General features: G+C 63.9%; 16 protein-coding genes. 9 read left to right on the top strand and 7 right to left on the bottom strand.

Annotation, left to right across the window (positions count from 1 at the left end; all coding sequences use genetic code 11):
- Nucleotides 1-375 precede the first annotated feature (375 nt).
- The 3 genes from CXR03_RS10685 to CXR03_RS10675 all read right to left on the bottom strand — a co-directional run bounded on the left by CXR03_RS10685 (nt 376) and on the right by CXR03_RS10675 (nt 3,528).
- Nucleotides 376-1,200: a hypothetical protein gene (locus CXR03_RS10685; protein WP_146070483.1), complete on the bottom strand. Its 825-nt coding sequence runs from the start codon at nt 1,198-1,200 to the stop codon at nt 376-378.
- A 533-nt stretch (nt 1,201-1,733) separates the two neighbouring features.
- Nucleotides 1,734-2,450 (bottom strand): EamA family transporter, encoded by a 717-nt coding sequence (locus tag CXR03_RS10680; RefSeq protein ID WP_219816223.1) that lies wholly within the window; start codon nt 2,448-2,450, stop codon nt 1,734-1,736.
- A 115-nt stretch (nt 2,451-2,565) separates the two neighbouring features.
- The gene (locus CXR03_RS10675) at nt 2,566-3,528 is read right to left on the bottom strand and encodes a LysR family transcriptional regulator (RefSeq protein WP_181034556.1); all 963 of its coding nucleotides are present in this window, start codon (nt 3,526-3,528) and stop codon (nt 2,566-2,568) included.
- Nucleotides 3,529-3,722: 194 nt separating this feature from the next.
- Here CXR03_RS10675 and CXR03_RS10670 point away from each other — a divergent pair, with 194 nt between their 5' ends.
- The 4 genes from CXR03_RS10670 (at nt 3,723) to holA (ending at nt 11,008) form a co-directional block, all read left to right on the top strand.
- The gene (locus CXR03_RS10670) at nt 3,723-4,877 is read left to right on the top strand and encodes an LGFP repeat-containing protein (protein WP_219816222.1); all 1,155 of its coding nucleotides are present in this window, start codon (nt 3,723-3,725) and stop codon (nt 4,875-4,877) included.
- 1,339 nt (nt 4,878-6,216) lie between these two features.
- On the top strand, nt 6,217-7,050 hold the full coding sequence (locus tag CXR03_RS10660) for a helix-hairpin-helix domain-containing protein (protein WP_181034555.1): 834 nt from the start codon (nt 6,217-6,219) through the stop codon (nt 7,048-7,050).
- Nucleotides 7,051-7,060: 10 nt separating this feature from the next.
- Nucleotides 7,061-9,862: a ComEC/Rec2 family competence protein gene (locus CXR03_RS10655; RefSeq protein WP_104103753.1), complete on the top strand. Its 2,802-nt coding sequence runs from the start codon at nt 7,061-7,063 to the stop codon at nt 9,860-9,862.
- A 192-nt stretch (nt 9,863-10,054) separates the two neighbouring features.
- Nucleotides 10,055-11,008 carry a DNA polymerase III subunit delta gene (gene holA, locus CXR03_RS10650; RefSeq protein ID WP_104104097.1) on the top strand — a complete coding sequence of 318 codons (954 nt, stop codon included), beginning with the start codon at nt 10,055-10,057 and terminating at the stop codon, nt 11,006-11,008.
- Nucleotides 11,009-11,124: 116 nt separating this feature from the next.
- Here holA and rpsT read toward each other — a convergent pair whose 3' ends face one another.
- Together rpsT and CXR03_RS10640 are read right to left on the bottom strand one after the other, a co-directional pair.
- The gene (gene rpsT / locus CXR03_RS10645) at nt 11,125-11,385 is read right to left on the bottom strand and encodes a 30S ribosomal protein S20 (RefSeq protein WP_104054078.1); all 261 of its coding nucleotides are present in this window, start codon (nt 11,383-11,385) and stop codon (nt 11,125-11,127) included.
- Nucleotides 11,386-11,622: 237 nt separating this feature from the next.
- Nucleotides 11,623-12,255, bottom strand: a complete 633-nt coding sequence (locus CXR03_RS10640; RefSeq protein WP_104103752.1) for a type II toxin-antitoxin system PemK/MazF family toxin — start codon at nt 12,253-12,255, stop codon at nt 11,623-11,625.
- 173 nt (nt 12,256-12,428) lie between these two features.
- Here CXR03_RS10640 and lepA point away from each other — a divergent pair, with 173 nt between their 5' ends.
- Both lepA and hemW read left to right on the top strand, forming a co-directional pair.
- Nucleotides 12,429-14,282 (top strand): translation elongation factor 4, encoded by a 1,854-nt coding sequence (gene lepA, locus CXR03_RS10635; RefSeq protein WP_181034554.1) that lies wholly within the window; start codon nt 12,429-12,431, stop codon nt 14,280-14,282.
- Nucleotides 14,279-15,511, top strand: coding sequence for a radical SAM family heme chaperone HemW (gene hemW, locus CXR03_RS10630; protein ID WP_104103750.1), 1,233 nt, complete (start codon nt 14,279-14,281; stop codon nt 15,509-15,511). The genes lepA and hemW overlap by 4 nt, the downstream gene beginning before the upstream one ends.
- Before the next feature lie 31 nt (nt 15,512-15,542).
- On the opposite strand, the gene CXR03_RS10625 is transcribed toward hemW, so the two are convergent.
- The gene (locus CXR03_RS10625; protein ID WP_258060080.1) at nt 15,543-15,962 is read right to left on the bottom strand and encodes a DUF4870 domain-containing protein; all 420 of its coding nucleotides are present in this window, start codon (nt 15,960-15,962) and stop codon (nt 15,543-15,545) included.
- A gap of 140 nt (nt 15,963-16,102) precedes the next feature.
- Complete coding sequence (locus CXR03_RS10620; protein ID WP_104103748.1) at nt 16,103-16,945, bottom strand: DUF3097 domain-containing protein; 843 nt, start codon at nt 16,943-16,945, stop codon at nt 16,103-16,105.
- 213 nt (nt 16,946-17,158) lie between these two features.
- Here CXR03_RS10620 and hrcA point away from each other — a divergent pair, with 213 nt between their 5' ends.
- From hrcA to CXR03_RS10605, 3 genes are all read left to right on the top strand, one after another.
- On the top strand, nt 17,159-18,172 hold the full coding sequence (hrcA, locus tag CXR03_RS10615) for a heat-inducible transcriptional repressor HrcA (protein WP_104103747.1): 1,014 nt from the start codon (nt 17,159-17,161) through the stop codon (nt 18,170-18,172).
- Between the two features lie 136 nt (nt 18,173-18,308).
- Nucleotides 18,309-19,448 carry a molecular chaperone DnaJ gene (gene dnaJ / locus CXR03_RS10610; RefSeq protein ID WP_104054085.1) on the top strand — a complete coding sequence of 380 codons (1,140 nt, stop codon included), beginning with the start codon at nt 18,309-18,311 and terminating at the stop codon, nt 19,446-19,448.
- A 1-nt stretch (nt 19,449) separates the two neighbouring features.
- A complete protein-coding gene (locus CXR03_RS10605; protein WP_104103746.1) occupies nt 19,450-20,214 on the top strand; it encodes a 16S rRNA (uracil(1498)-N(3))-methyltransferase in 765 nt (254 codons plus the stop codon).
- The last annotated feature ends 5 nt before the right edge of the window (nt 20,215-20,219 follow it).

The raw sequence follows: 20,219 nt of genomic DNA, 5'->3' as shown, positions 1-20,219 counted from the left end.
GCAGAACACCGCTGGGACACGGCACCCTCGACCGCACAGCAAGCACCCCGGCGCCGCTGGCTGATGTCCCTTCGGGGCGCTGTCCTTGCCGTCTGTCTGCTGATCGGCCTCACGGCAGGCTTCACCGTGCTTCGGGGAGGCGGTACGGATGCGGAGGTCGGCAGCGTTGAGCTCGCTGCGGGGGAGGTGAACTCCACCCCGCGCCCGGAGTCCGGGACTGACGCAGGCAATGAAAATGGTCCCGATCCGACTCCAACATCCGATGTAACCGGCTCTGCCGGCGAACCAGTGCCGGGAACGGGGAGAACAGAGCAAACCGCTGTTCCGTCTGTTCTTGATGGGAGCGCTGGCGGAACCGCTAACGCGAACCAGGCGTCACTGCTCGGCGTGAACCCATACCTCTACCTCGGCGAGCATCACCTGATGGGTTGGGAGATCGATGGTCGGAATCGTATGCGGATCGTCGACAGCTATGCCCATCCAGCGCTCGGGCAGCGTAAGCTTTAGCCGATCGTATGACGGTTCGTTCTTCTGCCACACAGGTGCTGAGCCGGGCAGCTCGAGCTTCTGACGGGTCTGTATCTCGTATTCTGGCAGGGTGCGCAACGAGGTCCGGCTAGTGAGTGGTTTCCGGTCACCGAGACTAAGACTGACCTCCACAGTGCGAACGCGGTCTGCACGCATGTAGGAAATCCAGCTGGCGCCATTGCCATTAAGCACGCACACTAGAGCGATCTGCTGAGGACTGTCGAAATCCAAGGTGATCGAGTCATCGAACGAGCCTAATGCATCTAAACTGAAGTCCTCGCTGTCGGGGGATGCAGTAGTTGGCACCCATCCGGAACCAGGACGACCATCGAAGGAATGCATGGCCGTTTGCCCATCGTACGCAGGTATGTCGCTTTGGCTATCCTTGGGCCGCACTTCCCCAGTCGATACGGTAACTGTCGCCACACCCTCTTTTCTCAGGTTCAGCATCGTCAGGCCCTGAGGATCCGCACAAGTGGGATCGACGTATTTCCACTGACTCAACGCGCGGTCGAACCAAGGAGTCAACGGTGCGATCGCGATGGCGGCCACCGCTCCCAGAAGCGTTATCAGAAGCGTTGCCAGGGCTTTCGCCACCACTTTCAGCGCCGCCGTAACCCATCGACGCCTGTACCACGGTGGCCGCGGAATATTAGGTGCGGAACTGGTCATGGCACATTTTTTGCTCTCCCGGGGGGCAAGTCAAGGTTTGGGGAGACGGATCAAGGCGAGACAGGTAACCCGCACGTAGCCAACCACTTTTAAGGGGTCTGAGGGAGCACGGGTGAACGAAAACGATGGTGGTCTCAACCAGTCAGTGAACGATCGTTCGAGATACTCTCGATACCGCAACGAACGAGTGCGGTCAGCGACCGGCTTGCGGACGCGCTGTTCACGAGCGACTGCGTCTTTGCAGGGTCACGGACGACCGCGTAAAGGTCGGCCAGAGCGACGCCGTGAATCAAGCAGGTCAGCGACAACCATGCGACCGAGCTGGCCTATGGCGGCGGCGGTGAGGGCATAAGTGGTCATGAGGTGCTCCGGTCCGTACTAGACGCCACCGCGGATCGATATGCGCGGTGGTAGGGATCGGCTTACGGGCAGGCGGACCGGGCTGGAAGCCGTGCTCTTTATTCAAATCTGCCATGACAGCTCGGGTGCTCCGCGTCCTATGGCGGGACATGCGGGTCACGCTTGGGGATCGTTCACCGTGCGTTTTCTGCTCCCGGAGTGGTTTGGAGGGAAGCGGGATATGGGATGTCCGTCTTGTTCGGTGGTGGTCGGAGCGTGCTCAGGACGAGGGTGCTGAGGATGATAGTCGCCCCGATTAGTTGACCGGGGGTCAGGGCTTGGCTGAGGAGTGTCCATCCTGCGAGGGTGGCGACGAGTGGGCTGAGAAGACCCAGGATCGCCGTGGTTGATGCTGGTAGAAGGTGTATCCCGCGGAACCAGAGGGTGTAGGCCAGGGCAGTACCGATGACACCGAGGTAGAGGTACCCGGCGATGTTCGGCAGGGTCAGGGCCGGTGGTGGGCCTTCGACGAGGAAAGCGATGGGGGTGAGGAAGAGTCCGCCGGCGACGAGTTGCCAGGACGTGGTGGCCAACAGGGTGTCGGGTCTGCCCCATTTCTTGGTCAGGACCACACCGCACGCCATGGCGATCGCACCGCCAAGGGCGGCGATGACCCCGATGAGATCGAGCCGGGCTTGGGATTGGAGGACGAGCATGGCCACACCGATCAGGCTGGCAATCCCTGCCGTGAGTTTTGCCGGTGTCAGTTTCTCTCCGATCCAGCCGGAGGCGATGACCGCGATCAGGAGCGGTTGCACGGCCCCGACGGTGGCCGCGACCCCACCGGGTAACCGGTATGCAGCGATGAACAGCAGTGCGAAGAACATCCCGATGTTCAGGGAGGCCGGCACAACAGCCGCCTAACCTTGTGACGGCGGCTGCGGGACTGTTCCGCCGCCGCAGTCCTGGCCCGGGCTGCTAAACCTTCGTAGCTGCCTGCATTGGACAGTCTTGCGGTTAATGCGGTTATGAGTTCGCTGGGGCCGCTACCGCTTGAGAGCCATCCGGTACTTCCTGTGAGTGAGTGGTCACGAAGGCGGCGGTGAGTACACGGAGGGCTTCAATCACCACCAGGACTTCATCGCGTTCGTCGTGACGCCGACGCACGGCAAACAAGGGTATGGATGGAACATCCCGCAACGGGAGGGCCGTCAGACCCGGACGCACCATCGGAACGAGCGTGGCGGATGCGACGGTTGCTGCCCTCCCATCCAGCACTGCTTTCTGGACATCGGCCAGCGTCCGGGCGCTAACGTCTACTGTGGGTGTGTCTGCCGGATCTCGGAGGTCGCCCAGAAGCCACGGTTTCATCCAGCGGGTTGTGGCGGTTGGTTCCCGGATGAGAGGGAGATCCGCCATATCCATAGCGCGAATACGTCTCTCCCCGGCAAGTTCATGGTGCACAGGCACAAGCAGCACCCTGCCCACCCGCATCAACACTGTGGTTGAGAGGCCAGAATGATCAAACTCTCCGGTGCTGAGAAGAACGTCCACGCGGCCCGTCAGTACGCTTTCCTCCACCCGGCCATAGGGAACGCTGCATGCCTGCAGGCGGCAGGTTGGGAGAGTCTGAGCGATGGCAGTAACCATGGTTTTCCATGTCGGCACGGGTATGTGGTCGGAGGGCGATCCGGGAATGCCCAAGTGGACGATGGGGCTTCCCTCCCCCTGAAGCGCATGTCGGCGAGCCTCCCGGGCATTGCGCAGGAGTTCACGGGCGTGGCTGATGAAACGGTCTCCGGCAGGCGTCAGCTCAACATACCCGCCTGGGTCCCGGTCAATCAGCCGGACACCGACTTGTCTCTCCAGCCGGGCGAGGCGTTTGGAGAGTGCGGAAGAGCTGAGGTTCAGGCAGGCTGCAGCACGACCAAAATGCCTCTCATGGGCGAGTACGACGAAACTCTCTACGCAGGACAGGTCCAGATCCATGGAGGCCTCCGTGCTCAACCAGTATGAGTGAGCGCAGGCTGTAGGTCTGGGCATGAGTAACCAGGCAGGTAAAGCATTTCAGCTCGCTTTCGTCAAGCGATTTTTCCCGATGCGACTAGGTGCGCTGAACGTTGTTCTTCCCTCCATGCCATGGTGCCAACCAACCAGGTTGATCGGTAGAGGAGCTGATGGTAATGCGTCAAAACACAGACCCAATATCGGGTGGCGGAAAGTTGGATGTTCGTCAAACACCTGATGTTGCTACACGGCCGTTGCGCCAGGACGGCCGCATTAAGGAAAAATACGATGCATTGGGTGGGGTCGCAGCACTGGGCGAGCCGGTGGACAAGACCATTGGTCAAATCTGGACGCTGCCCGATGGAAAGTGCATCTGCTACGACGACCACTCGTCGGCCGCCTACCTTGTCCATGGAGCTATTTACCAAAAATGGGTTGAAGTTGGGGGACTGAACTACGGTGCACCGAGCACGGACGAGCTGCCCACTCCAGACGGAGTAGGCCGATTCAACCACTTCAACGGGGGAACCGCCTCCATTTATTGGACACCGGAAACCGGCGCCCATGCCATCTACGGCGACATACGCAAGCTCTGGTCTGAGCTGGGCTGGGAGACCTCCTATCTGGGCTACCCCACGAGTGATGAGCAGAACTTTCCCGAAGGCGGGCGGGCCAATTCCTTCCAGCATGGAGACATCTGCTGGTGGCCGGACACCGGGGCGAAACACCTCGGTGATGTGGTGCTCCACTTCACCGGTTTCTACTGCTTCCGGGAAACCGGAGAGGATGCCGGAACTGGGGCTGACGAGACCTATGCATTCCTGGGAGTGTTCACACCAGTGGGACAAAACCGTGTCACAACCCGGGTCTATGAGGGCGTGAACTCAAACCACTCCCAGCCAGACTCGATCGAGCTGTGGCGCGGGCGGCCATACGGCATGGAAATCAACATCCATCTGATGGAGCACGACTTCGGCGATGTGAGTGAAGACCGCAAGAACATGGAGGAAGCCTTCCGGAAGGCGCACGACGAAGGCGTCAAAGCCCTTAAAGGCATCCCTGTCGTGGGCCCAATTGTTGCCGAGGCGGCCGATGCGCTTCTTGGGAAGGTCGTGCCCGAACTCGGCGGAGCCTTCTTCGACCTCTTTGACCTGGGAGATGACACGATCGGCGAAACAAACATGCGTGTCAGTGCCCGCGACATGGTGCTGACAGCCACGCGTCCCGAAGGAAACTCCGAGTTCCACGGGATTGGTTACCGCATCGAAAGTCCGTTCCTCAACGGCAATGGGGGGTCTTACAAGCTGTACTTCGGCCTCGTACCTGCCTGATCTTCGTCATAGAGAACCCCCAACCGCCACCCCTCCTGGATGAGGTGGCGCTTAGGGTCCGCGAGCCTGTGAATCCGGAACTCTGTCAGTCCGCTAGCCTGTGAGCCACGTCTGCCCAAGCAGCGAAATCGTTTCACTCCCCCGACCGGATGACCGCCTCTGCATCCAGGACGTACCCGAGTGACAGCTTCTCGTGGACTGCCTCAACTGGAGCGGGGAAACGTCCGGTCAGATCCCGGGCATGCGGGACCAGATGTGGGTGCCCCGCCCCCGACCTAGACGCCTGCCCGGAACCCGTCCCATTTGGGCTCGCACCGATACCCGGACCCCGCTACGCCGACCAACGGCACCTGAGCTGCCCCCGCCGGCGGGTGGTGGTGGAGTCTTCGCGCTTGCCCTGCTGGCTGCGTCCCCTGCAACGCTGCTGCTCATCGGACGCCCCCTGAAGGGCCTGGACGAATGGGCCCCCGGCAGAGCGACGGATGCCCCGGAAAAGCCCGCGGGCACCGGCAAGGCGCCGGACAAGCCTGAGCCCCCCTGTACCTGGGCCCGGGGGCAGCCGCTCCCAGGAGTTCCGCACTAGATACAACATCCCAGCCGATGCAATCCTCGCCCGCTTCCCCGGCATCGGCTACGTATCCTGAACGCGACGCCTTCCGAGCTTCGCCTTGGCAATCGGACACGGATAACGAGACGGGCTCTCCTGGCGTGTCCCATCTCAGTTCCCGGTGTCTCTCATTCCATGAATTCCTGACCGACGCGGATGTCACTTCTCGCGAGCGGTCAGGATTGTGGTGGTACCGCGACACAGAAGACGTGCAGAGCCCCAAAGGCACGCTTTAAACTGTGCCTTTCGAAGCGGAACAGCTTGATGCGCTGCTCGATTCCGCCCCGGATCTCGAAGCCGGTGCTGCTTTCTTTGTCGGAATTTGTCGTTCCCCGAAAAGTCCTCGACGGCGACTCCGAGCGGTGCTGTACGGTCTGCAGACACTTCAATCCGCAACGGACGCCATAATTCGCCGACGACGCCTTCGAAGCGTATTCGTTTTCCCAGATCCTTGTTCGCATCTGGCGGCAGCCTGAGCGGGTTCGGCTCAGCAAGGGTGCCGATCAATGTGTCGGTAGGGTACCCGTGCCGTTGGGTCATCGATTATCATCAAGTCGCCGGCCGCTGGTCCGTCCTGCCGAGGTCCATCTTCGGAATTTCGGCAGTGACCCAATCGTGGTAGTCCGCTCATCTTCCTGCACAAGGTGCTCAGACGAGCTGGAACAGCAGATGTTCTGCACACAGCCCGTAATCTCGCAGCGGCCCGTCCCGGCGGCGCCTAGTTTGGGTCCCATGGCAGAACACCGCTGGGACACGGCACCCTCGACCGCACAGCAAGCACCCCGGCGCCGCTGGCTGATGTCCCTTCGGGGCGCTGTCCTTGCCGTCTGTCTGCTGATCGGCCTCACGGCAGGCTTCACCGTGCTTCGGGGAGGCGGTACGGATGCGGAGGTCGGCAGCGTTGAGCTCGCTGCGGGGGAGGTGAACTCCACCCCGCGCCCGGAGTCCGGGACTGACGCAGGCAATGAAAATGGTCCCGATCCGACTCCAACACCCGATGTAACCGGCTCTGCCGGCGAACCAGAGCCGGGAACGGGGACAGCAGAGCAAACCGCTGTTCCGTCTGTTCTGGTCATTCATGTCGCCGGCGCGGTCAGCCGTCCCGGAGTGGTGCGTGTTCCTTCCGGCAGCAGGGCCGGCGATGCAGTGGATGCCGCCGGAGGAACGGCAACCGACGCCGATCTTGCCGCCGTGAACCTGGCGGCACCGCTGCAGGACGGAATGATGGTGGTTGTTCCCCGCATTGGAGAAAACGCGGGAACTCCGCCGACGGTGTCGGGCATCGATGGGGCGGGTGCGCCGGAAAGCGGGCCGGGCGCCGGTGGAACCGGTGCCGGCGGACCAGGCGGCACCGGGGGAGCAGACAGTTCAGGAGCTTTGGTCAACATCAACTCCGCCTCATTGCAGGAACTTGATTCCCTGCCCCGGGTTGGACCCGTGATTGCACAGCGGATCATTGATTGGCGAGAGGAGCACGGCAGCTTCTCCCGGCCTGAGGATCTGGATGCGGTTCCCGGCATTGGTGAAGCCATGATCGCCGCTCTGCTGCCGCTCATTACCGTCTGACAGCGGCTTCATGATGGATGGCAAAGGCCCCGCCGACGAGCCAAAGTCCAATGACGACGTGGTCCGGGTGCAGGGCGTGGATGTTTTCCACGAGGGCCGGAGGGTTCGGGTCAGCGGCTGGCACCGGTACACGGCCGCCGCGCTTCGGGGGGACGTCCAGCCTCCCGGCACGGATGCACCGGAGCCTTCCGGTCCGTGGCCCCCTAAGGCACCTGGGGTTCCTGCGGTGGTTTCGCGCGGCCACTTCCATCCCGGTGTCAGCAGGGTTGTCCAGCGGATTCGTGCCCTCGTGCCGGAAAGGCCTGCTGACGCACGAATCCATCCCCTGCTGGAGTTCCGGCTGGTGCCGGTAGCCGCCGCGGCATGGGCGGCGGCGTTCCTCGCAGTACGCCTCCCTGGCCATGAAGCAAGAGTGCTCGGGGCGATCCTGGCTCTTATATCGATCGTCCTTCTGTCCCTGGTCCCGGCACTGCGGCGGACAGGAAGCCGCCGGACTTCAAGCCAGGAAAGCAGGCTTTCTAGCCACAGCGGGATGTTCGTCCGGGCAGCTGCGGTTCCGGCCGCTGCTGCCGCGCTGGTCTGTGTTTCCGCCGGCGCCCTGACCGCGGAACGGACGGCCGGGCCCATCGCTTCAGCCATTTCCGAAGGCAGGACGGTCACGGGCGAGTTTCGTGCGTCCACAGATGCCCGGGCCGTGGCGGCCGATCGCTTCAGCGGTGATTCCCGGTACATCACCGAGGCAGTACTTCAGCAGGCCACCAGCGACGGTCAGAGGTTCTCCGCTGCCGCAACAGTCTTGGTGATCGGCGGCAGCGGCTACTCGGACATTCAGCTCGGAGACCACTTCGCTGCGGCCGGATCGCTGCAGGCCACGGATCCCGGTGAGCGTTCAGTGGCCCTGCTGTACGCAAACGGCCAGCCTGAGGTGGAAGCCGCCGACGGGTGGTACGGCGAAACGGCACGTATACGCCGAACCTTCTCAGCTGTGGCAGCTGAACACGCCGGGCTTACGGGCAGGGACGCAGCAGGTCTCTTGCCCGGGATGGTCCTGGGGGACCGCAGCACGCTGGACGACGCGCTGGAAACAGCAATGAAAAACACCGGACTCACTCATATCACAGCTGTTTCAGGAGCCAACTGCGGGTACTTATTGGCGTTCGTTTTTCTGATGGCGCGGGCTGTCAGACTGCCGCGGGGCTGGGCCGCCGCGGCCGGAGTAGCGGCGCTGCTGGGCTTTGTGCTGGTGGTACGCCCGGATGCCAGTGTCCTGAGAGCTGCGGTCATGGGTAGCCTGGGGACCATCGCCGTCTTGTCCGGACGGGGAAAGCTGCCGGCAGCTCTGCTCTGCCTTTCCATTACGGTCCTGCTGGCGGTGGATCCCTGGCTCAGCGGAAGCTACGCCTTCATCCTCTCGGTGCTGGCAACATCCGGGTTGATCCTGTTGGGTCCGCGGCTGACGGAACTATTGGCCAGACGGCTTCCCTGGCCGCTGGCAGCCGCCCTGGCCGTGCCGATGGCGGCACAGTTTTTTTGTTCACCGGTTCTGGTGCTCCTGCAGCCGCAGGTTCCGGCGTTTTCCCTGCCTGCGAATGTAGCCGTGGCGCCCGTCGTGCCGCTGGTGACGGTGGTCGGAATGCTGGCTGCCGTTGTAGCGGCCACGGTACCGGTTGCGGCCGGACCGTTCGTGCTGATTTCCGGTGCAGGTGCGGCCTGGACGGCAGGTGTGGCCCGCTTCTTCGACGGGCTTCCCGGTTCACTGGTGCCGTGGTCAACCGGCGTTGCGGGCGTGATCCTGATGGTGCTGGCTGCCGGCACCGGTGTCTGGCTCCTGTGGCGCTTTGGGCCGTCGCCGGAGTCAATGCAGCCGGCCCGCTCTGCATCGGCCCGCTCTGCACCGGCCCGCTCTGCTCCTGTCCGCACCAGCCGACACCTGGCCCTTGCTGCAGCACTGTTGCTACTACCAGCCGGCGCTGCCGCCGTTTGGACCCAGCTGCGCCCAGGACCTGCGCCCACTGGATGGATGGCCGCTGCCTGTGATGTGGGTCAGGGCGACGGACTGGTCGTGAGGACGGCAGCACATCGTGCCGTGGTGATCGACGCCGGACCCGATCCGGATTCCATGGATAACTGCTTGAAGCGGTTGCAGGTGGAAACCGTGGACCTTTTTATCCTGTCCCATGCCCATTTGGACCACTACGGAGGAGCCGAAGGTGTGCTGCGGGGCAGGGAGGTGAACCACGTCGCCTATTCGACGGCTGAAGCGGATCTTCCCGGACCCCTGCGGACACTGCTCGCAGACTCCGGAGCCGAACTGACCCGGATGGCCGAGGGCATGACCTCTCAAGCCGGCGCCGTGGAATGGGAAGTGCTGTGGCCACCCGCCCGGGGTAGACAGGCTAGTGAAAACGACGCGAGCTCCGTGATCCTGATGACAGTGGGGCCGACGGTGGAACCTGGACGGGACGTGCCGGACAGACCCGGTTTCACAATGCTGCTTACCGGGGATATTGAGGAGGATGCATCCGGTGCCCTGCTGTCCCGGCATGCCTGGCTGCGCGACGCCGGAGTGGACGTCCTGAAAGTACCCCACCACGGAGCCCGCAACGGCGGTACCGGGCTGATCGAGGAACTGAATCCGCGCCTGGCACTGATCTCCGTTGGCGCCGACAATGAGTACGGTCATCCGGCAGCGGAAATTTTGGAAGTTCTGCAACGGTCAGGAACCGCCGTCGTGCGAACAGATGAACTTGGCTCCATCAGTTTGGAGACGGACGGATCGTCGTTGACATGGGATCGCTTGGACGGGCGTTGAGTCGTTGCAGCGACCAAGCCCTAAAGGTGCCGGCGGGAGCTGGCAGGTAATGTTGGAGTGTTCCCAAACGTCATTTCCGCTTGTTCCCATCCCAGGAGTTTGTTCACTGTGAATCCGGCCGTTCCGTCCAGTAAGCGCAGTGCCGCGAAGTCCACCGGCAAGTCCGCGGGAAAGACTGTCTCCTGGCGCGAGGTGGAGCCCGCTCCGGTGGTACTGCTCAGCGGCCCCGAAGACTATCTGGCCGGCCGCGCCATGGAACGGATCCGCGCTACCCTGCGGCAGGACCAGCCGGACACGGAAATCGTTCGCCTGGACGCGGCAACCTATGCCGCCGGTGAACTGATGCTGCATTCAAGCCCGTCGCTCTTCGGTGAGGCCAAACTCATCGAGGCCTCGAATCTTGCCGCCATGAACGATGAGTTCCTGACCGACACCCTTGCCTATCTCACGGACACCGCGCCCGACACGGTGCTGGTGCTCAGCCACGGGGGAGGCAACCGGGGCAAGAAGCTCCTCGACGCGGTGAAGGCTTCCGGGGCGCCGGTGGTGGAGTGCCAGCCGTTCAAGAAGGACGCCGAGAAGCTGGACTTTGTGGCCCAGGAATTCAAAGCCGCCCGACGGCGGATCGACCCGGCTGCCTCCCGCGCCCTGGTTGCCGCAGTGGGCTCCAAACTGGCTGATCTGGCGGCCGCCTGCCGGCAGTTGATCAACGACGCATCCGGCGAGATCAGCGAAGAACTCGTGGAGAAGTACTACGGCGGCCGGGTGGAGGCCACCGCCTTCAAGGTGGCCGATGCGGCGCTGGCCGGACGCGGGGGACAGGCACTGTCCATGCTGCGCCACGCCCTGGATACCGGCGTCGATCCTGTGCCCCTGGTGGGCGCGCTGGCCATGAAGGTGCGGGCCGTGGCCAAGGTGGCGAACCTGCGCGGCTCCTCGGCGTCCATGGCGAAGGAACTGGGCATGGCGCCGTGGCAGGTGGACCAGGCGCGGCGCGACGCCCAGCACTGGTCGCAGGAATCCCTCATCAAAGCCGTTCAGGTGCTGGCTGAAGCTGATGCACAGGTCAAGGGGGCCGGACGCGATCCGGTATACGCCGTCGAACACGCCGTGACAGTCATCTCGCTCGCTGCCGCCGGACGCTGACCTGCCCCGGCGAAAGCCGGGACCCCTGCCACTGGCTAAGGTCCGCCGCTTAAAGCAGTCTGGCCGGCCCCCGAAGGGACCGGCCAGACCGATAAGACTAATGCAAGAACAACGCCTTAGAGCGCGTTGACCTTCTTGGAGATGGCCGACTTGCGGTTGGCAGCATTGTTCTTGTGGATAACACCCTTGCTGACAGCCTTGTCCAGCTTGCGGCTGGCAGTGGCCACTGCTGCGACTGCTGCATCCTTGTCGCTGGCCTTCAGGGCAGCGTCAACGGAGCGGATTGCGGTCTTCAGCTCGGACTTCACCGAGTTGTTACGCATGCGCGCCTTCTCGTTGGTGAGGATGCGCTTCTTCTGGGACTTAATATTGGCCACTTATATAAACTCTCTTTGTATTGCGGACTTGGTCGGTGAGGGAATTTCAGCCCAGGCATTGACTGAGCGGCGTGGGGATACCGTAATGGCGCCTGAACTGAAGTGCCCGTCGACCTGCGCGGACACACAGCAATAAATGTTAGCAGAACTTGGGCCCGAAGGCCCATTGGCCGGGTCAAGCGGCCGACGGCGGGGTTTTCCCCGGGTGCGCGGCCCGGCTCCGCGGGGTACAGGCAGTCAGTTCCGGGCAGTAAAGCGTGAGGCGACGCGCTGAAACGCTGCGGCGGACATAATCGATCCCTGCCGCCTTACCGCAGCCGGATCCAGCTGCAGCACGCGGTCCAGCTTGACCTCGCTCGGCCGGCCCTGGCTGTCCCAGGGCCCGGTCCCAACATCCACGTAGTCCGGATCGGACTCCCGGCCGTTGTTGCGGTCCCGGGTGGTCATCATCAGGGCGAGCAGCCGCGAGCCGGTGCGGCCGATCAACAGCACCGGACGGTCCTTGCCCTGGGAATAGTCGTCCTCATAGGGAACCCACGCCCACACCACTTCGCCCGGATCGGGGGATCCATCCGGCGACGGGGAGTAAACGGGAGTGACCTTGCCCCGGTAGTCGCCCGGGTAAGCAGATGAGTTGGACGCCGGTTTCGGTGCTGGAGATTTAGGTGCTGGGGACTTCTTCGCTGCCGGTTTCTGAGCCGGCGACTTCTTCACTGCCGGATTCGGAGCGGCGGTCTTGTTTCGGGTGTTGGACGAACCGGGGTTGGAACGGCCCGGCTTGGTCGCGGTTCCGGTACCCGCTGAGGGGCGCGTCAGCAGGCGGATGGCCGAGCGGGCCAGGGAAAGAAGGGAGCGGTTGGAGAAGGACATGAGCCCACGCTATTACGTTCTGCGGTTCCAGCGCGGGCTGGCATTCGTGGGAGACTGTTAATTCAGCAGTTAAACCACCAGGAAAAACGATGAACCGCGCCTTGTCCGGTTCCGGCACGCGGCCTGCGCCGCAGCCGCCGTGAAGTCCTGTGAACAGTAAAGGAACCGCCACAGTGTCACCTATGGCCCGCTTCTCACCGGTGCCTGCCGCGACGGATCCGGCGATCATCAGAAACTTCTGCATCATCGCCCACATCGACCACGGCAAGTCCACCCTGGCCGACCGCATGCTCCAGTCCACCGGCGTCGTCGAGCACCGGAACATGAAGGCCCAGTACCTGGACCGCATGGACATTGAGCGCGAACGCGGCATCACCATCAAGTCGCAGGCCGTGCGCATGCCGTGGGAGGTCGACGGCGAGTCCTACGCGCTGAACATGATCGACACCCCCGGCCACGTGGACTTCACGTACGAGGTATCCCGTTCCCTGGCCGCGTGCGAAGGCGCCGTGCTGCTCGTGGACGCTGCCCAGGGCATCGAGGCCCAGACCCTCGCGAACCTGTACCTGGCCATGGAAAACGACCTCACCATCATTCCGGTCCTCAACAAGATTGACCTCCCGGCAGCGCAGCCGGAAAAGTACGCTGAGGAACTGGCAAAGCTGATCGGCGGCGATCCGGCGGACGTCCTGAGGGTCTCCGGCAAGACCGGTGTTGGCGTCGAAGCCCTGCTGGACCAGATCGTCCGCGAGATTCCGGCACCGCAGGGTGACCCCAATGCTCCCGCCCGTGCCATGATCTTCGACTCCGTCTATGACACTTACCGCGGCGTGGTCACCTATGTCCGCGTGATCGACGGCTCGCTGTCTCCGCGTGAACGCATCCAGATGATGTCCACCCGGGCCAGCCATGAACTCCTCGAAATCGGTGTCAGCTCGCCTGAACCCACCCCGTCCAAGGGGCTGGGCGTCGGCGAGGTGGGCTACCTGATCACGGGCGTGAAGGACGTGCGGCTGTCCAAGGTTGGCGACACCGTCACCAACCTGGCCAAGCCTGCCGCTGAATCGCTGCCCGGTTACGCCGATCCCAAGCCCATGGTGTTCTCCGGGCTGTACCCGATCGACGGCGCCGACTATCCGGTGCTGCGCGACGCGCTGGAAAAGCTGATGCTCAACGATGCCGCGCTGATCTACGAACCCGAGACATCGGCGGCGCTGGGCTTCGGCTTCCGCGTGGGCTTCCTGGGCCTGCTGCACCTGGAAATCACGCGTGAACGGCTCGAACGCGAGTACAACCTGGACCTGATCTCCACTGCGCCCAACGTGGAGTACGAGGTGACGCTCGAGGACAAGAAGGTCGTCACCGTCACCAACCCCAGCGAGTACCCCGAAGGCAAGATCAAAGAGGTCCGCGAGCCGATGGTATCGGCCACGATCCTGGCCCCCAACGAATTTGTCGGCGCCATCATGGAACTGTGCCAGGCCCGCCGCGGCGTCCTGGGCGGCATGGACTACCTCTCCGAGGACCGGGTGGAAATCCGGTACCGCCTCCCGCTGGCCGAGATTGTTTTCGACTTCTTCGACATCCTCAAGTCCAAGACCCGCGGCTACGCGTCGCTGGACTGGAAGGCCGACGGCGAACAGGTGGCTGATCTGGTCAAGGTGGACATCCTGCTCCAGGGCGAACAGGTGGACGCCTTCAGCTCCATCACGCACAAGGACAAGGCCTACTCCTACGGCGTGATGATGACCGGCAAGCTGCGCGAGCTCATTCCGCGCCAGCAGTTCGAGGTCCCCATCCAAGCTGCCATCGGCTCCCGGATCATTGCCCGCGAATCCATCCGAGCCATCCGCAAGGACGTGCTCGCCAAGTGCTACGGCGGTGACATCAGCCGTAAGCGCAAGCTGCTGGAAAAGCAGAAGGAAGGCAAGAAGCGCATGAAGATGGTGGGCCGCGTGGAAGTTCCGCAGGAAGCCTTCGTGGCAGCACTTTCCTCCGACGAGTCCAAGGACAAAGCCAAGAAGTGACACCCAGCGCACTACCCCTCGGAGACCCGGCACCCGCCGACGGTCTCCTGCCCGCCCAGGCAGCGGACGGGGCGGCGGACCGGAACTTCGGACTCTATGTCCACATTCCGTTCTGCTCCGTCCGCTGCGGCTACTGCGACTTCAACACCTACACCGCCACGGAACTGGGCGGCGGGGCCTCGCAGGCGGCCTACGGCGGCACGGCGGCAGAGGAAGTCCGGTTCGCTGCGCGTGCGCTGAAGGCATCGGGGCTTCCGGACCGGAAGATGGGAACCGTGTTCTTCGGCGGCGGCACCCCCACTCTGCTGCCCGCCGAGGACCTCGCCGGGATCCTGAAAACCGCTGTCGACATGTGGGGCCTGGAACCGGGCGCGGAGGTCACCACGGAAGCCAACCCGGACTCGGTGACCCCGCAGTCCCTCCAGCTGCTGGCTGACGCCGGGTTCACCCGTGTGTCTTTCGGCATGCAGTCAGCCGTGCCGCACGTGCTGGCTGTGCTGGACCGCACCCACACGCCGTCGCGCGTTCCGGAGGCAGTGAAGTGGGCGCGCGACGCCGGACTGAACGTGAGCGTTGACCTGATTTACGGCACGCCGGGGGAGTCCCTGGAGGACTGGAAGGTTTCGGTCAACGAGGCACTGAGCTACGAACCGGACCATATCTCCGCGTACGCCCTCATCATCGAAGAGGGCACGAAACTGGCCGCACGCATGCGCCGCGGTGAAGTGCCGCCGATCGACGACGACGACCATGCGGACAAATACCTCGTGGCCGACGAGCTGATGACGGCGGCCGGACTGTCCTGGTACGAGGTCAGCAACTGGGCGCGTACACCCGCGGACCAGTGCCGGCACAACCTGGCCTACTGGCGCAGCGACGACTGGTGGGGCATCGGCCCGGGCGCCCATTCTCATGCGGGCGGCGTGCGTTGGTGGAACGCCAAGCATCCCACCGCCTACGCCCAGCGGATCGCCGCGGGGGCGTCACCCGCCGTCGGGCGCGAAACCCTCGATGCCGAAACCCGGTACGTGGAAGACATCATGCTGCGCACCCGCCTGGCTGAAGGCCTGGAACTGTCCCGGCTCAAGGATTCCGGCCGGCTCGCCGTGGCGGGTTTGATGGCCGACGGTTTGGTGGACGCGAAGGCCGCCCTGACCGGCCGCGTGCTGCTGACGACCAAGGGCCGCCTGCTGGCGGACGCCGTCGTCCGCCGCCTGCTGCCGGACTGATGTCAGCTGCCGGGCTGATCCAGTCCCGGTCTTACTGGATGCGGCGCAGGTTCAGCGGGTAGCGGTAAGGCCGTCCGCGGTTGCATTCAATGCCGGCGACCACTGAGGAAACCGCTATGGCAACCCACAGCAGGGCGTTCAGGATGGCGAAGACCCAGCCGATCACCGGAATGAAGGACAGCAGCCAGGCGACCATCGCGATGATGGTGGGAGGAAGCGTGAAGTTTAGCGCTTCCTTGGATTCCTGCGCCGTGAACGGGCCGCGGTCGCGGAACACCAAGTAGATGATCATGGACGGGATGAATCCCAGAATGCCGCCGAAGTGAGCCATGGTGGCCCACTGGCGGTCCTCGGAAGCGGTGAGGGGCAGCGCGTTGGCCGGTGCGCCCTGATAGGGGGGACGCTGGGCCGCACCCCGGTCGTCGGGGCGGTGCTGGTCATTTTGACGGATGTTCGACACTGCTGTTTCCTTTTGACTCTGGACGCCTGGCCCGGTGCGCCGGTGCGGACTGGGCCGTCCGGCTGCTGCATATCTCATCTAGGTTACTGGCTGGAGGAGCTCCAGCCAGCAACGGCACAGCGGTGGAGCCGCTATGGGACGGTCAGGAAGTCGATAACTTGCTCCACCCGCCCCAGCAGCGACGGCTCCAAATCGGCATATGAACTGACGCTGCCCAGCAGTTTCTTCCAGCCCATGGCAACGTCGGTGTGGTCCCGGTGCGGCCAGCCAAGGCCTTTCAGAATGCCCGTTTTCCAGTCCTCGTGGCGGGGCACCACGGGCCAGGCTGCCAGACCGATGGTCTGCGGCTTGATGGCCTGCCACACGTCCACGTACGGGTGGCCCACAATCAGCACGTTCTCGCGGGCGCCCGGAACGGCCATGGCTTCGGCAGCTATCCGGGATTCCTTGGACCCGGACACGAGATGGTCCACCAGGATGCCCAGCCGGCGTCCGGGGCCCGGGCTGAAATCCTTTACAGCGGAGGCAAGATCATCCACGCCGTGCAGGGGCTCGACGACGATGCCCTCCACGCGCAGATCATCACCCCACACCTTTTCCACCAGTTCGGCGTCGTGCTTTCCCTCCACCCAGATGCGGCTGGCCCTCGCGGTGCGCGCCCGGACGTTGTCCACCCGGACAGAGCCCGACGCCGTCCGCCGGGACACCGGGGCCGCAGCCTTGACGGCCGGAACCACCTCCACGGGCTCCCCGTCCAAAAGGAATCCGAAGCCCAGCTCGAAGGACTTCGTCTTCCCGCGCCGGTCCTCTAGGACCATTAGATGCAGGCCGCCGGACTTCTCGACGCGCACCACGGCACCAACCCAGCCGCTGTGCACGTCTTCAAGCACGAGCCCGATCTCCGCGCCTACTTTGGGCAATACCCGCCGGGCCGGGGCGCTAATGTCCTGCGGGCCCCACGAAAAATTCGACACGGGTATATCCCTCACTCTGATTGCGGTTGGTTCCTGCGCGGATTCGGCACGTGCGGGCACGGGCTCCTCAATGCTAGCAACGCCGCCGATCCGTATTAGACTTAGCACTTGGGCAGGGTGAGTGCTAACCAGCCCGGCGCCAATCCGCATGCCTGTTCGGCACCGCTGTCAGGACATCAGCACCGGCAGGACATCAGCAAGGGAGGGAAAACCATGAGTGAACCACGCAGACTCGAGGTGCTCCGGGCCATTGTTGAGGATTACGTGCATTCGCGCGAACCCGTTGGATCCAAAGCACTGGTGGAACGCCACCAGCTGGGAGTGTCCAGCGCCACCATTCGAAATGACATGGCGGCCCTTGAAGAAGAGGGCCTGATTGTCGCACCTCACACTTCCGCCGGACGCATCCCCACCGATAAGGGTTACCGCCTTTTCGTGGACCGGATATCAGACGTCAAACCGCTGTCCGCCGCAGAGCGCAAGGCCATCCAGACCCTGCTGGAGGGAGCTGAAGATCTCGATGACGTCATGGAACGGACCGTCCGGCTGCTCTCCCAGCTGACCAACCAGGTGGCTGTGGTGCAGTATCCGCATCTCGGCAACGCCAAGGTCCGCCACATCGAATTTGTCCTGCTGGCGCCGGCCCAGGTGCTGGTGGTCCTGATTTCCACCACCGGACGGGTGGAGCAGCGTGTCATCACGGTTCCCGACCAGGTCACCGAGCCGGACCTGCTGGAGCTGCGGCAGCATTTCCTGTCCGCACTTAGCGGTACGCCGCTGACCCGGATAACCGGACAACTGGCCGACTGCCTCGTCCAGGTTCCCGCCCCGAAGCGGCGGAACGCCGCGGCGCTGGCACACTGTCTGGAGCAGCTGGCCGGAATCAACCGGGAAGACCGCATGGTCATGGCTGGCACCGCCAATCTGGCCCGTTCCACAGTAGACTTTCCCCTGACGATCGGCCCCATCCTGGAGGCACTTGAGGAACAAGTCGTCATGCTTCGGTTGTTGTCGGAAATGGAGCAGGACGCCAGGGGTGTCTCGGTGCGGATTGGACGGGAGAACCCGCACGGATCCCTTTCAGAGGCATCAGTCGTAGCCACCGGTTACGGACCCGATTCTTCGGCAAAGGTGGGGGTGCTCGGACCAACCCGCATGGACTACCCCAACACGATGGCCACAGTGCGTGCCGTGGCCCGTTATCTTTCCCGAATACTGAACAACTAAAAAACGTTAGACGAATACAGCAGCAGTACGCCGGTTGCCGCCGCCCGAGGGCGACAGCAGCCGGTGGACGCCTCCGGACGGAGGGCGGCGCGGTAACAACGCGGATACTGCCAATTACAGGAAGCGATGTGCACGAGTGAGCGATCACTACCAGGTCCTGGGTGTCGGACGCGACGCCACGGGCGAAGAAATCAAGAAGGCGTACCGGAAGCTTGCCCGCAAGCTCCACCCGGACGTTAACTCTGCTCCCGGCGCGCAGGACGAGTTCAAAGCCGTCACCCACGCCTATGAGGTGCTCGCGGACCCGCAGAAACGCCGCATCTATGACACCACCGGCAACGAGAACGGCAACGACAACGGCTTTGGCGGCGGCGCCGGCTTCGGTGGCCAGAATTTCGGCTTCCAGGACATCTTCGACACCTTCTTTGGTGGCGGCGGAGGCGGCGGCCGGGGACCGGCCTCACGGACGCGGCGCGGCCAGGATGCCCTCATCAATGTGCGCATCGATCTGAAGGATGCCGTCTTCGGCACCAACAAGAAGATTGAGGTCGACACCGCGGTCACCTGCCCCACCTGCGACGGAAGCTGCTGCCAGCCGGGAACGTCCCCGCGGACCTGCGACATTTGCCACGGATCCGGCCAGGTACAGCGTGCCGTGCGCTCCATTCTCGGCCAGGTTATGACCAGCGCGCCGTGCGGGTCCTGCCAGGGCTACGGAACCGTTATCCCGGACCCGTGCCACGAGTGCGCCGGCGAAGGCCGCGTGCGCAGCCGCCGTACCCTGAACATTAAGATTCCCGCCGGTGTAGCCACCGGTACCCGTATCCAGCTGGGTGGACAGGGTGAAGCCGGTACGGCCGGCGGACCCCAGGGCGACCTGTACGTGGAAATCCGGGTAAATGCCGATCCTACGTTTGTCCGCGAAGGCGATGACCTGCACGCCACGCTGACCGTGCCCATGACGGCGGCGGCGCTTGGGTCTTCCATCAACTTCGAGACGTTCGACGGCGACCGGGAGATTGCGGTTAAGGCCGGCACTCAGTCCGGGGAAGTCACAACCCTCAAGGGACTTGGCGTGACCCATCTGCGCGGCTACGGCAGGGGAGACCTGCTGGTCCACCTGCACGTGGAAACCCCGCAGAAGCTGGATGCGGAGCAGGAAGAACTGCTGCGCAAGCTGGCGCAGCTGCGCGGTGAGGAATATGCCGAGGGCCGTCTGGCAGGTAGCGGCACGGGCGTCTTTGCCCGGCTGCGGGACCGCTTGGGCAACCACTGACATGACCAACCCGATCTTCTTCGGTGACCCGGATGCCGTCCGTGCCGCCGGGGCCGGTTCCGTTTTTGTCCTCGAAGGGGCTGAAGCCCACCACGCGGTTGCCGTGAAACGCTTGGCGCCCGGGGAACCGGTGGATATCGTGGACGGGGCCGGACGCCGGCTCACGGGTACGGTTGCCGCTGCCGGGCCGTCCCGGCTGGAGGTGGCGGTGGAGTCCGTTACCGAGGAAAACGAAGCGGCCGATACGCTGATGCTGGTTCAGGCCCTCGCCAAGGGAGGCCGGGACGAGCAGGCCGTTGAGGCAGCCACCGAGCTGGGCGTGCAGGCGGTGATTCCGTGGCAGTCCGAGCGGAGCATCGTGCGCTGGCGTGCCGACAAAGCTGCCAAGGGGCAATCGAAGTGGCAGGGCATCCTCACGGCGGCGGCCAAGCAGTCCCGCCGGTCCGAGATCCCCGTAGCCGAAGAAATGCTCGATACCAAGGCGCTGGTGCGGAGGCTGGCGGATGTCGACCTGGTGCTTGTGCTCCATGAAGAGGCCGACGGCGCGCTGGTACCGGCGGTGGAGCAGGCACGGCAACGCTGCGGCGGCCGGCCGCTGAGCGTTGCCGTGGTGGTGGGACCCGAAGGGGGAATCAGCGGGGCTGAAGTTGAGCTCCTGCGTTCGGAAGGGGCCGTGGCGGTCCGGTTGGGGCAGCACGTTCTTCGTTCATCCACCGCAGGTCCGGCGGCGCTGGCCGTCCTGAATTACGCGCTCGGACGCTGGTAAAGCCG

The sequence above is a fragment of the Arthrobacter sp. 08Y14 genome (genome assembly GCF_002929455.1).
Classification (GTDB): Bacteria; Actinomycetota; Actinomycetes; order Actinomycetales; family Micrococcaceae; genus Arthrobacter_B; species Arthrobacter_B sunyaminii.
This window is presented reverse-complemented; position numbering and strand designations above follow the sequence as displayed.

What these genes read in the sequence shown, in the direction of transcription:
- CXR03_RS10685 (WP_146070483.1), bottom strand. Translation starts at nt 1,200, where the DNA reads ATGACCAGTTCCGCACCTAATATTCCGCGGCCACCGTGGTACAGGCGT.
- CXR03_RS10675 (WP_181034556.1), bottom strand. Translation starts at nt 3,528, where the DNA reads ATGGATCTGGACCTGTCCTGCGTAGAGAGTTTCGTCGTACTCGCCCAT.
- CXR03_RS10670 (WP_219816222.1), top strand. Translation starts at nt 3,723, where the DNA reads ATGCGTCAAAACACAGACCCAATATCGGGTGGCGGAAAGTTGGATGTT.
- CXR03_RS10660 (WP_181034555.1), top strand. Translation starts at nt 6,217, where the DNA reads ATGGCAGAACACCGCTGGGACACGGCACCCTCGACCGCACAGCAAGCA.
- CXR03_RS10655 (WP_104103753.1), top strand. Translation starts at nt 7,061, where the DNA reads ATGATGGATGGCAAAGGCCCCGCCGACGAGCCAAAGTCCAATGACGAC.
- CXR03_RS10640 (WP_104103752.1), bottom strand. Translation starts at nt 12,255, where the DNA reads ATGTCCTTCTCCAACCGCTCCCTTCTTTCCCTGGCCCGCTCGGCCATC.
- hrcA (WP_104103747.1), top strand. Translation starts at nt 17,159, where the DNA reads ATGAGTGAACCACGCAGACTCGAGGTGCTCCGGGCCATTGTTGAGGAT.
- CXR03_RS10605 (WP_104103746.1), top strand. Translation starts at nt 19,450, where the DNA reads ATGACCAACCCGATCTTCTTCGGTGACCCGGATGCCGTCCGTGCCGCC.